The 11,850-nt window shown below is 57.1% G+C and carries 13 protein-coding genes and 1 pseudogene; 6 read left to right on the plus strand and 8 right to left on the minus strand.

Annotated elements, in window-relative coordinates; translation table 11 throughout:
• The first annotated feature begins 114 nt into the window (after positions 1–114).
• On the plus strand, positions 115–678 hold the full coding sequence (locus CO664_RS24445) for a DUF5710 domain-containing protein (protein WP_141471772.1): 564 nt from the start codon (positions 115–117) through the stop codon (positions 676–678).
• Positions 679–909: 231 nt separating this feature from the next.
• Here the strand turns inward: CO664_RS24445 and CO664_RS24450 are convergent, their stop codons facing one another.
• Positions 910–2,505: a hypothetical protein gene (locus tag CO664_RS24450; protein ID WP_097540196.1), complete on the minus strand. Its 1,596-nt coding sequence runs from the start codon at positions 2,503–2,505 to the stop codon at positions 910–912.
• A 248-nt stretch (positions 2,506–2,753) separates the two neighbouring features.
• Between CO664_RS24450 and CO664_RS30830 the strand changes: the two genes are divergently transcribed.
• Entirely contained in the window at positions 2,754–2,912 is a 159-nt protein-coding gene (locus tag CO664_RS30830) for a hypothetical protein (RefSeq protein ID WP_097540197.1), read from the plus strand.
• Between the two features lie 191 nt (positions 2,913–3,103).
• On the opposite strand, the gene CO664_RS30835 is transcribed toward CO664_RS30830, so the two are convergent.
• Positions 3,104–3,448, minus strand: coding sequence for a hypothetical protein (locus tag CO664_RS30835; protein ID WP_176536659.1), 345 nt, complete (start codon positions 3,446–3,448; stop codon positions 3,104–3,106).
• On the opposite strand from CO664_RS30835, the gene CO664_RS24465 reads away from it, so the two are divergent.
• From CO664_RS24465 to CO664_RS24475, 3 genes are read left to right on the plus strand one after another with little or no spacing between them, the layout of a single operon-like run.
• A complete protein-coding gene (locus CO664_RS24465; protein WP_097540253.1) occupies positions 3,429–3,752 on the plus strand; it encodes a hypothetical protein in 324 nt (107 codons plus the stop codon). The genes CO664_RS30835 and CO664_RS24465 overlap by 20 nt on opposite strands.
• Positions 3,718–4,380, plus strand: a complete 663-nt coding sequence (locus CO664_RS24470) for an SOS response-associated peptidase (protein ID WP_097540198.1) — start codon at positions 3,718–3,720, stop codon at positions 4,378–4,380. Before CO664_RS24465 ends, CO664_RS24470 begins: the two co-directional genes overlap by 35 nt.
• Before the next feature lie 12 nt (positions 4,381–4,392).
• Positions 4,393–4,716, plus strand: coding sequence for an AbiV family abortive infection protein (locus CO664_RS24475; RefSeq protein WP_097540199.1), 324 nt, complete (start codon positions 4,393–4,395; stop codon positions 4,714–4,716).
• Positions 4,717–5,275: 559 nt separating this feature from the next.
• Here the strand turns inward: CO664_RS24475 and CO664_RS24480 are convergent.
• From CO664_RS24480 to CO664_RS24505, 6 genes and pseudogenes are all read right to left on the minus strand, one after another.
• Positions 5,276–5,985, minus strand: a pseudogene (locus CO664_RS24480) (NAD(P)(+) transhydrogenase (Re/Si-specific) subunit beta); the annotation flags it as partial.
• Positions 5,986–6,003: 18 nt separating this feature from the next.
• Positions 6,004–7,581, minus strand: coding sequence for a Re/Si-specific NAD(P)(+) transhydrogenase subunit alpha (locus CO664_RS24485; protein WP_097540200.1), 1,578 nt, complete (start codon positions 7,579–7,581; stop codon positions 6,004–6,006).
• A gap of 346 nt (positions 7,582–7,927) precedes the next feature.
• The gene (locus CO664_RS24490; protein WP_097540201.1) at positions 7,928–8,443 is read right to left on the minus strand and encodes a UPF0262 family protein; all 516 of its coding nucleotides are present in this window, start codon (positions 8,441–8,443) and stop codon (positions 7,928–7,930) included.
• An 11-nt stretch (positions 8,444–8,454) separates the two neighbouring features.
• A complete protein-coding gene (locus CO664_RS24495) occupies positions 8,455–9,633 on the minus strand; it encodes an acetyl-CoA C-acetyltransferase (protein ID WP_097540202.1) in 1,179 nt (392 codons plus the stop codon).
• 50 nt (positions 9,634–9,683) lie between these two features.
• A complete protein-coding gene (locus CO664_RS24500) occupies positions 9,684–10,313 on the minus strand; it encodes a CoA transferase subunit B (RefSeq protein ID WP_097540203.1) in 630 nt (209 codons plus the stop codon).
• A gap of 11 nt (positions 10,314–10,324) precedes the next feature.
• The gene (locus CO664_RS24505; protein ID WP_097540204.1) at positions 10,325–11,023 is read right to left on the minus strand and encodes a CoA transferase subunit A; all 699 of its coding nucleotides are present in this window, start codon (positions 11,021–11,023) and stop codon (positions 10,325–10,327) included.
• A gap of 151 nt (positions 11,024–11,174) precedes the next feature.
• Here CO664_RS24505 and CO664_RS24510 point away from each other — a divergent pair, with 151 nt between their 5' ends.
• The gene (locus tag CO664_RS24510; protein ID WP_202859988.1) at positions 11,175–11,720 is read left to right on the plus strand and encodes a LuxR C-terminal-related transcriptional regulator; all 546 of its coding nucleotides are present in this window, start codon (positions 11,175–11,177) and stop codon (positions 11,718–11,720) included.
• Positions 11,721–11,850: the final 130 nt, after the last annotated feature.

Below are 11,850 nucleotides of genomic sequence, written 5' to 3' on the forward strand. Positions count from 1 at the left end.
GCACGTGCAGTATTGAACCCTTACGTGATGAAATTGAAGAAAGCACTAGCAGCGCGAGCGTTCGCTGATGCTAAATCGGATGTTCGCGTCCGTATCGCACACAAGGGGAGGCCAATGGGTAGCAATGATTGGCAGAAAAGCACCGGCCAGAACGTCTACGAAATGTTCGTCGAGCACGGGGGGCCGGGATTTTGGATACGCCGCACTACCTGGGGCGGGACCTGCGCGCGTGTAATCCGGATCGGTGAAATGACAAAGCCCGCTCCCTATTTTGGCAGCCCTACCGCGCTTATGGATGTTTATAGTCTGGATGGCGCCTCGAAAGAAGGACTGGCGCAAGTGCGGGTTCCCGGCACATTTAAGACCTGGCGGAAGATCGACGCTCCGGCATGGGAGGCGCTAGTGGACTTGCGCCCGCTCGATGATCCCAACATTGACGCGGCGCTGGCCGCTCTTGATCGCAAACGTGGAAAGGGGAAGCGGGAGCCGGTCAAAGACACCGACGATGCCGTTCCAGTCGCCCGTGTTCGCCTCAAGGTCCCTTTCGAGAGGAAGGAAGAAGCAAAAAGCATCGGCGCTCGGTGGTGGCCAGAAGAGAAGACGTGGTGGCTGCCACAAGATAAGAGCGCCGCTCTCGCACAGGCCCGATCCCTGGGCTTTTTCCCTGAAGATGAATGACCGCAATAAAAAGACCCCGAGCCGGGAGGAGGCGTCGGGGTCTTTGAACTTGATCGGCACCTTGGGAGGAGGAGGGGAGCCGATCAACGTCTTGCGCAGTGGGAGGAGGTACTGCGGTTAACAAGGGAGAGGATAAATCATCCGCCATCATTGCATAGTACCCTCGGTTACATCGCAGCTTTGCATGAAGTGCATGCGATGAGCTCTCACCGGAGAGGACAGATTGCGCTGCTACCCGCCGGATGATCGACGCAGATCGGTCCACCATGAAAGCGCTTCGGGCAAGGGAAAGCTACGCAAAGTCCTTTCTCCACCTGTCCTCTGCTCTGGCTCCTTTGAGTGAGTCGACCAAAGGTGCCATCCTTGAAACTCGGGCGTCGTCGTCCAATTCGCGAGCGCCGAAAAGAAGCTTTCGTCTGATGCTGCGAAAAGAGTTCCCTCCAGGTCCTGAATGTGCGTGATACCCACAGGTCGCCTGTCTACAGGTAAAATGTCGGGTTCTTTCGAAGTGGCCATTGCTTCGGCCAGCGCAAATACCCGATTACGACCATTTCGAGACATGTCTAGCCAGGTGTCGAGTGTGAGGAGGACGCCAACCGCGTCGTCAGAAACATGGTTTTCGCGAATTAGGCCGCGACGAACATGTGAGAAGTAGCGCCAAATCTGAAACACGCCGTACGCTAGCTCCTCAAGCCCGGCACTTTGGGTGGGATCGTCCGCAAATTTCGATGAATGAGGTGCTTTCTTGGCCTTGCATTCAATGACTGCTGCAATAGACGCACCCCGCTGGAGCAGTATGTCTGGCGTTCGAAATTCCCTCTTCCCGATTTTGTAGATGCTTTCGGGCAAGACTGATGTCTGGGTTAGGAGCCTTCCCAATATCAGCCGGCTGTATTCCTCAAATTTCGAGCCAATTCCCGTACTGATGCTGCCCGCCCCGCCGACAATGTCGTAGTAGATGCCGCTGCTGATACGGGCGCTCACGAGATCCGGCAAAGGAGCTATAAATCGTCTCTGATGGGGAAACGACACGGCGGGTCGAGCTCGAAGGACGCTCGGCTTGTAGGCCGTCAGGCCCCCATTGTTCCGTAGAGCCGCTGCTTGACGCCGCGCGCTGAGGATTGGCTCGGAAATGAGCCGCAATACGGAGTCCCGTATCTGATCGCTGATGCCCGCCTGGCTCAAATCTGCGCTCAAAGCAACGAATGGATTGTTTCGGCAGAGAGCTACCAAGGCGAAGCCACATCGCAGGTAATCTGAGATTGTCAGGCCGTGTTTATGCTCGAAGACGGTCCTCGCTTCCGGAAAATCGAAAATGTATGCCGACCGATAGAGCTCCACATAGGTGTGGAACCCTCTTTGCCAAGGAAACTGGCGCTGCGCGATGTGCCCCACCAGGTCGAGCACATTGCCACGCCGAAGCCACAGACCGTCCTCTTCATTTTCAACTCGCACCATCGTCCTGATCATATGAAATGCAGCGTCTGCTGAGTTGGTATTAAGATGTCTGGTGGGTTTGCCTGTAAGATTTTCTGCGTGACGCGGCGTGCACAGATATTCATTCACAAGTGTTTCAAGTGTCCAACCATTGAACTGGAACTCCTCCCGCGCCTTCGAGATCTGACTAAATGTGAAACTTGGGCCGAATCTTTTGGCGAGCTCGGTCTCGCCGCGATCGATTGCATTCAACGACCAGATGAGTTGGAGGAATTCGGCCTCACCGGCCCGACTGAGCAGAGCCCGGAGCTCTTTCCGTGCGACTACGAGATCACGCTTCTGGCGAAAGACGGATTTCTCCTCGGTCTCATTATCAATTTGATCAGCCACTGCTCCCTCCATCGAAGCGCTTGGCGGTCAGTTGGAAAGACGAAGAAGAGATCCAAAACCGGCTTGTACGCGTTCAACCGCTCAAACCAAGCGCTCCCTGCCTGTATTCGTTCAGTCCTGGAGCGTCTAGCGCGGTTTTCTCGGTAGCATGACTCGCGAATTGCAACCAAGGGCGCGCTCGTTGACACGCGCCGCCAATGAGAACATTTTAGGAACAAATTCACATAGGACCGCAGGAGTATCAGAGAATGAGCGATGAAGCCGGCTCGAGCGCGCGCAAGGAATCGGTACATCACGAGCACTGGTGCGAGCATCCTGACTGCAAGAAATGGGGCAGCATCGGCTTTGCGGCGGGGAAGGCTGAACCGAGGTGGTTCTGCATGGAGCACCGTCCGGATTGGAGCTGAGACATGCCTAGAGAAGGCGCATGGTGGCTGTCGGAGCGGCTGTACTGGAAGAAAATACGCGTCACATGCGAGTGCGGCGTGAAAAGGCAATACGACGCCAAAGAGCTCTTTGACCGGATCGGCGATCTCAGTATGCCGTCATTGCTCGGTATGCTCGCGGTTGCGATAGGCTGCTCGAAGAGCGTCAATCTCTACCGGGATCGTTGCAAACTCACATACGAAATGCCCCCGGGAGAGCTGTCCGCCTCTCGACTGAGCCGGCTGGTGATGCGGCCCCAGCCGGCAGCCCCGACGAGATCACGTTCGCGAATCTTCCCGAATGGTGTCAGGTTCTTTGCAAGTGCCGGCGCTGCGGGCACATCGACCGGCTTAACCGGGAAGCTCTGGCCGCTCGCTTCGGCAAAAAACAGAGAATCCTTCGCCTCGAGGCGAGGATGCGATGTCGGCAGTGTGAAAATCGCGACGGTAATAATACCATCTTTATAGGAAAGCCCCGGCGAGGAGGAGGTGGGCGCTGTGCGCCACCGACGCGGCATTGATTTGGTCCCCGAGCGGAGCGCGATTGATCCTGATCGTGGTATCGGGCACATGCGCCTGGCCGACCTCGCCGAAGATCAGATCCTCGGCGCCCGCTGCGCCGCCTGCGATCACAACAATTGGGTGAACCGATGGGAGCTCGCATCCAAGTTTGGGAGCGAAGCCACCCTTGACGAATTGCGGCCGATGCTTCGTTGTACGCGCTGCGAGAACAGAGGCAACAACGGATGGCGGATCGGCAGGATCGACCGCGACTCGGAGTGGGTGGATGTGCAATCGATATCGGATCACCGTCGAATTTGATGAGCTCTGGCGCGCGGCGCGGCCGCACAGCGACATGACCAATCGGGCGAATCCGACCACCGAAGTGTTTCCAGACAAACCCGGGCCGGTCATCCGCAATAACGCCGACGGCGAACGCGAGTTGGTGAATCTGACCTGGGGGATGCCGTCGCCGCCTTTCGTCACCAAGGGCAAGCCTGATTACGGCGTCACCAATATCCGCAATGTCGACTCACCGCACTGGCGCCGATGGTTGGACCCCCAATACCGCTGCATCGTGCCCTGGTCGGCGTTCTGTGAATATGAGGACACCAAGCCGAAGAAGACGGCGCGCTGGTTCGCACTCGACAAGAGCGAGCCGCTGGCCTTTTTTGCCGGAATCTGGACGACCTGGAACGGAGAGCGCGGATCCATGAAGAACCCGCGCGCCGGCGATCATGAGCTTTTCGGATTTCTGACGTGCGATGCCAACGAGATCGTGAAACCGATCCACCCCAAGGCAATGCCGGTCATTCTGACCGAACCTGCCGAGATCGAGCTATGGCTCACGGCCGAGTGGAAGGATGCGAAGCAACTGCAAAGGCCCTACCCATGCGAGGCGATGATGTTGCTGCCGCTCGAATTTGCTGAAGAACCTACGCTCTTTTAGGGAGGAGAGTGAATGAAGAGCGGGAGGGCAGAGCAGTATAAGGGTCGATCGTCAGCAGCAGAGATAGCCTATGGCATGAACGCTGCGGCGAGAAATGCCAAGCGGCTTATACACGATGCGGAGCTTCTATTCGAAAATGGAAGATATCCAACAGCTCTTTCGATTGCGATTCTAGCAATCGAGGAGGCAGGAAAGATTTCTATTCTCCGCGGTCTCTCAGTCGCACCTGACGATAAAACTCTCATAGCAGCATGGCGAGACTATCGGACGCGAAGAACGCTGCTTGGATCATTGTTGAGCTTGCGAGCAAAGGCGCTCGCACCCTCGATGATCTAGGCCCGATTTTTGACCGAAATAGCACACCAACCTCCTGGATACGTTAAAGCAAATTGGCTTCTATACCGATTGCTATGGAAATCGGCACTGGTCAGAGCCGCACGAAATTATAGAGAAAGAGCTCGTCCTCCAGATCCTAGCTGCTGCGCGTATTCTGTGCCCCAAGGGCGAAACAAGCGAGCGGGAAATTCAGCTTTGGGCCGAGCATCTTGCGCCCCATTGGGGAACGCCGGAAATGTCTCCTGCCTCGGTCCGCTACTATGAAGCATTGCGCGCGGAAGGCTTGAATAATCATGCCCCTGACGAGATACGGCGCTTCTTCGGGTTACATGTTGGGGACGAAAGAGCGTAATTCGAGTCGTAAGGTCGCGAGGAGGCATCAGATCATGGGTACTCGCATGCAGTGGAAACACACTGAATCGTCTTTTAAATCAAGTACTTAGTTCCATAAATAGTCTTATGCGATTTTTGCATGTAGCCGGGTACATTCTATTTCCAGAGTTTCCGGAATACAGCGGTTATTACAGCGGCATCGCCAATGACATCTCCAAGGAGCGTCGCCGGCATAGCTGTTCAGCATCGACACGACCACCGGCATGTCGGCGCCGCCGATGCCCGTTATCAGGTGATAGCCGATGAAGAAGGCGGCGAGCGTCATGACGAGCAGCGGCCAGGTGTCGGCACCGTTGACGTAGAGCACCAGCAGTACGAGCGACAGAAGGGTTGCACCCGCATTCAGGAAATGTCCGCCCGGCAGCTTCTTTGCTTTCCCGTCGACCTTGCCGGCCAGTTTGCCGAAGGCGACGACCGAACCGGTGAAGGTGACGGCGCCGATGAACACACCGAGGAAGACCTCGACCTTCATGATCGACAGTTCCACCGGCTCCTTGTGCGCGAGTATCGCGGCAAAGCCCGTCAATGTGGTGCGAGCCGCCGCATCGCCGCTTCGATATGGGCGTTGAAGCCGATGAACACGGCAGCGAGACCAACGAATGAATGGAGTGCTGCAACGAGCTGCGGCATCTCGGTCATCTGGACGCGAGAGGCGACGAAGTGGCCTAGCACAGTCCCGCCCGCAATCGTCAGCGCGATGATGAACCAGTTACCGACGTCAGGTCCGAAGACCGTGGCGACGATGGCAAGGCCCATGCCTGTCATGCCGTACCAGACGGCGCGTTTTGCGCTTTCCTGGCCCGAAAGCCCGCCGAGCGAAAGGATGAAGAGAATGGCTGCCGCGATGTAGGCGGCCGATACGATACCAATCATCATAATCATTCCCCTGCCCGATCAGGATTTCTGGAACATGGCGAGCATGCGCCGAGTGACGAGGAAGCCCCCGACGATGTTGATTGTGGCGATCAGCACCGAGAGCGCTGCAAGCAGCACCACCAGCCAGTTGCCAGACCCGATCTGCAGCAGCGCCCCGAGAATAACGATGCCCGAGACCGCATTGGTGACGGCCATCAGTGGGGTGTGTAACGAATGCGAGACATTCCAGATGACCTGAAAGCCGACGAAGCAGGCGAGCACGAAGACGACGAAGTGGCTCATGAAGGCGGTCGGCGCAAAAGCACCGACAAGAAGCAGCAGCCCTGTGCCGACGGCAAGCAGCGACAGCTGGCTCTTGGTCTGGGCCTTAAAGGCTGCAGACTCGGTGGCTCGCTTTTCTTCGGGCGTCGGTTCCTTCACCTTCTTTTGTCGCGTCTGCGTCGCGATCGCCGCGATCTTCGGCGGTGGCGGCGGATAGGTGATCGCCCCTTCGAAGGCGACTGTCGAGCAACGGATAACGTCGTCCTCCATGTTGTGGACGATCTTGCCGTCCTTGCCTGGCGTCAGGTCTGCCAGCATGTGGCGGATGTTGGTGGCGTAGAGCGCCGAGGATTGCGCCGCCATGCGGCTCGGGAAATCGGTGTAGCCGATAATGGTGACGCCGTTCGGCGATACAATCTTCTGGTCGGGAACGGTGAGATCGCAATTACCGCCGCGCTCGGCGGCGAGATCGACAACGACGGACCCGGCCTTCATCGCCGCCACCATGTCGGCCAGCCAAAGTTTTGGCGCATCGCGGCCGGGGATCAGCGCGGTGCTAATTACGATGTCGATTTCAGGTGCAAGCTCGCGGAACTTGGCAAGCTGCTTCTCGCGGAACTCCGGCGAGGACGGAGCCGCATAGCCCCCGGTGACCGCACCGTCCTGCTGAGCGCCGTCGAAGTCGAGATAGACGAATTCCGCACCCATGCTCTCGATCTGCTCGGCGACCTCCGGGCGCACGTCGAAGGCATAGGTCTGGGCGCCAAGCGAAGTGGCGACACCAATCGCCGCCAGACCGGCGACGCCCGCGCCGATCACCAGCACCTTCGCTGGCGGCACCTTGCCGGCGGCCGTCACCTGCCCAGTGAAGAAGCGGCCAAAATTGTTGCCGGCCTCGATCACCGCGCGGTAGCCGGCAATGTTGGCCATCGACGACAGTGCATCCATCTTCTGGGCGCGGGAGATGCGCGGCACCATGTCCATAGCGAGGACATTGACACCTTTGTCCCTCGCCTGCTCCAGAAGCTCCTTATTCTGAGCAGGATAGAAGAATGAGATCAGCGTCTGACCGCATCGCAACTGCGCAAACTCCGATCTTTCCGGTGGGCGCACCTTTGCCACAACATCGGCTGCGGCGAAGAGTTCTTCAACGATATCAAGAACGGTCACACCAGCCGCGCGATAGGCAGAATCAGAAAATCCAGCAGCCTTACCTGCACCCGCCTCGATGACGACACTGTGACCAAGCTTCTGCACTTGAATTGCAGACTCCGGTGTCATGGCAACGCGCGATTCACGCTCGAGCGATTCCTTTAGGACTCCGATAACAACCATGTTCCTTGCCTCTTGTTGACGCTGTAGAGCGTAGGATATTATTCAGCCGGTCGCCTTCAGCACGGCATCAGCAACCGATGCTGCCTAAGCAGCCAAGCTTCGCCTTCCGCCTACATTCGGTGTAAAAATTGCGGGTACTTTAATCGCCGACGAAAGCCAAAGAGGCTTCGTCCGGAACCCACGCGCGGTGTTTAAGGAAACCGCGCCCACCAGCACTCATCTGGCTGAAAGAAATGAACTCCATATTTGTTTGGCCGGGATTGGCCCAGGCGCGCAACGCTCGCCGATTCGATCGAGGCCATGGATGACGACTCTACCAATCAATCCCATTTCCCAAGGCGAAAAATCATTTGGCAGGTTCGCTCAAACCGACAAGCAGTGGGTGGGCTGCCTCTCGCATAAGCATTGCGTAGATCAGGGTAAACAGTCGGCGGGCGGTCTCAGTATCGATTGTTACCCGTCCCGAAAGCCTCTCTTTTAGGAGCTCTGCGGCTTCGTTGTGGATGCCTCGCCGGGCCATATCAATTGTTTGCAGCCCCGCAGGGCCGAAACACCGGCTCGCCTTATGATAGCTGCTGCAAATGTCTATGTAATCCCGGAGTAGCCGTGTGTAAGGCGTAGCCGAAAGATAGTGGCTAACAATATGGCAATCCTCGTGCGTTGCGACATGCAAAGCCAAGCGGCCGTTCGACATTTCGAGGCACAAACGGTAAGGGCCACCTTGATGCCCAACAAGGGAAAAGCTGTTGTTTTCAAGGAGATCGGCAATAGCTAGTGCTTGCTCCCGTTCTATTCCGTCATTACGTGTTTCGAATCCACACCGAACCAGAACATGACTGAGCCGTGAGCAAGAGGTAGTCATTACCCTTCCTCTTAAATAGCTTCAACGCACATCGCGACGCCCATGCCACCACCAATGCAGAGTGTAGCAAGACCCTTCTTGGCACCGCGGCGCTTCATCTCGAAGAGCAGCGTGTTGAGGACGCGCGCACCCGACGCGCCGATCGGATGACCGATTGCAATCGCGCCGCCGTTGACGTTGACTATGTCAGGATTCCAGCCGAGATCCTTGTTGACGGCACAGGCCTGGGCCGCGAACGCCTCATTGGCTTCGACAAGGTCGAGATCGCCGACGGACCAGCCTGCCTTTTCCAACGCCTTGCGCGAGGCAGGGATCGGACCGGTTCCCATAACCTGCGGATCGACACCAGCCGTCGCCCAGGAAACGATGCGGGCAAGCGGCTGAATGCCGCGGCGCGAGGCTTCCGGTTCACTCATCAGCACGGCTGCGGCAGCCCCGTCGTTAAGGCCCGAGGCATTTGCCGCCGTTACCGTGCCGTCCTTGTCGAAGGCAGGACGCAGCTTGGCCATCGCCTCCAGCGTCGCACCGTGGCGGATATATTCGTCCGCATCGACGGTGACGTCACCCTTGCGACCCTGAATGACGAAAGGAATGATTTCGTCTTTAAATCGGCCAGCCTTCTGAGCAGCTTCGGCTTTGTTCTGAGAGCCGACGGCGAACTGGTCCTGATCGTCACGTGAAAGCTGCCATTGGCGTGCGATATTCTCCGCAGTCACGCCCATATGATAACCGTAAAAGGCGTCAGTCAGCCCATCCTTGATCATAGTGTCGATCATCTTCATGTCACCCATCTTCACGCCACCGCGCAAATGCGCTGCATGCGGCGCCATCGACATGGACTCCTGGCCGCCCGCAACGATGATCTTGGCGTCGCCAAGCGCGATCTGCTGCATGCCGAGCGCAACGGCACGCAGGCCCGAACCACAAAGCTGGTTGACGGCCCAGGCCGTCGCTTCCTTGGGAACGCCTGCCTTCATGGCCGCCTGGCGGGCCGGGTTCTGCCCTTCGCCGGCCTGCAGCACCTGGCCGAGAATGACCTCGTCGACTTCGGCGCCATCGATGCCGGCGCGCTCCAGTGCGCCCTTGATCGCTGTCGCTCCGAGCTCATGCGCGGGGACAGTGGCGAATGCGCCGTTGAACGACCCGACCGCCGTACGGGCCGCACTGGCGATGACGATGGATACAGGCATATTTTTCCTCCACAAACTGGACTAATGCAAACGGTAGAGCTTGCTGAAAATCAGTTGATGATTGTTGCCTCGGTGGCAGCGCGCAACGTGTCTTCTTCCACGCCGTCTGCAAGTTCGACGAGTCGCAGTCCGCGCTCCGTGACATCGAGCACGCCAAGGTTTGTGATGATCCTGTCGACTACTCGCTGCCCGGTCAGCGGAAGGGTGCATTTCTTGAGAATCTTAGATTCACCTGCTTTGTTGGTGTGATCCATGACCACCACCACACGCCTTACTCCTGTAACCAGATCCATCGCTCCCCCCATCCCCTTCACCAGCTTTCCCGGGATCATCCAGTTAGCAAGATCACCGTTCTCCGATACTTCCATGGCCCCAAGGATCGCCATTGCGATCTTACCGCCACGGATCATTGCAAAGCTTTGAGCCGAATCGAAAAACGACGAATGCGGAAGCGCGGTCACGGTCTGCTTGCCAGCGTTGATCAGATCCGGGTCGACAGCATCTTCCGTGGGGAACGGGCCTATGCCTAGGAGTCCATTCTCTGACTGCAGCGTTACATGCACATTTTCAGGAATGTAGTTTGCAACCAAAGTCGGAATTCCAATGCCGAGGTTCACATACGCTCCGTCTTCAAGTTCACGGGCTGCCCGCGCAGCCATTTGATTTCGATCCCAAGCCATTCCTTCCCTCCCTAGGCGGTCGCGCGTATTGTGCGTTGTTCAATTCGCTTTTCGTGTTCGCCCCGAATGATTCGATGCACGTAAATTCCGGGAAGGTGGACCTCATCAGGGTCGAGACTGCCGACCGGCACAATCTCTTCAACCTCCGCGACGCAAATCTTTCCGCAGGTCGCGGCGGGTGGGTTGAAATTGCGCGCTGTTTTTCGAAAAACGAGGTTGCCGGTCGTGTCCGACTTCCATGCCTTCACAATCGACAGGTCCGCGACGATGCCCCTCTCCAGCACAAAGTCGCTCCCATCAAAGCTCTTTATTTCTTTGCCTTCAGCAACAACGGTTCCCACGCCCGTCCTTGTGTAAAAGCCAGCAATTCCGGCTCCGCCGGCTCGCATGCGTTCGGCAAGTGTTCCCTGCGGACTAAACTCGATCTCGAGCTCGCCGCTGAGATACTGCCTCATGAACTCGGCATTTTCGCCGACGTACGAGGAAATCATCTTCTTGATCTGCTTCGTCTTAAGCAGGATTCCAAGCCCGAAATCGTCCACGCCGCAGTTGTTTGACGCTATCGTGAGGTCTCGGGTTCCCGACTCACGGATTTCGGCAATCAACAGTTCTGGTATTCCGCACAGCCCGAACCCACCCGCAGCAATAGTCATTCCATTAAACAGCACACCATCCAGCGCATTTGCTGCACTAGGAAAAACCTTGTTCATCCTATCTCCCTCAACACTGCGACGCCTGAGCGTTCCGCTGAACGTTGTGTCTCAGAGAATTGCGGATTGCGCCATACGCAGCCATCCGTAAGAATACTTAGGTCAACAGTGGGAGGATTCATTTTTGTCAGGGCCGTTGAAAGCGCCATCCTTGGGCAATCTTGAACGCATCGGCTTCCTCCACGCGCCCGACGCGACATTTGTCCTGTCTAAGCGCATCATCCTGCGCGCCAGTCATCGCGTTAAATCCGTTTTCGGCTGGTCTGTTCACGAGGTTGAGGGACAGTCGATGAGGATACTGTATCCCGGCCCAACTGATTACGAGGTCATCGGAGAGAAGGCTCGTCGCGCGATGCAAACCCATCCTGTCTACAGCGATGCCCGCTTCATGCGTCGGAAGGACGGAGAGGTCGTCTGGATGGAAGCGCATGGAGCAGCGATAGAGCAAAATGATCCACAGGAATTGGCTGTCTGGTCGTATCGCCCCGTGGCCGTAGAACATAGCCACGGTCACGGGCTCACCGCCGCAGAAGCCCGAATTGCGCGTTATCTCGTCAATGGCTTCACAAGTAAAGAAATGGCAAGGTCTATTGGCTGTTCCCCAAGGACAGTTGAAGTCCACCGCGCAAACATGATCCAAAAACTCGGAGTTCGTAATACGTCCGAGCTGGTCGCTCGTCTCTTGAGCGGGATATGACGTCCGGCCAGTCACATGTTCTCAATGCGGTAGTCTAAACTAAGTCGCTGACCTTCGTGCGTTTTTTGTGAGAGCCTGGGTTGATCCAGCATTGAAGTGGAAGCCGAAGCGTGCCCGAACCCAGCTGCCA

This window comes from Sinorhizobium sp. NG07B (genome assembly GCF_002532005.1).
Lineage (GTDB): Bacteria > Pseudomonadota > Alphaproteobacteria > Rhizobiales > Rhizobiaceae > Sinorhizobium > Sinorhizobium fredii_C.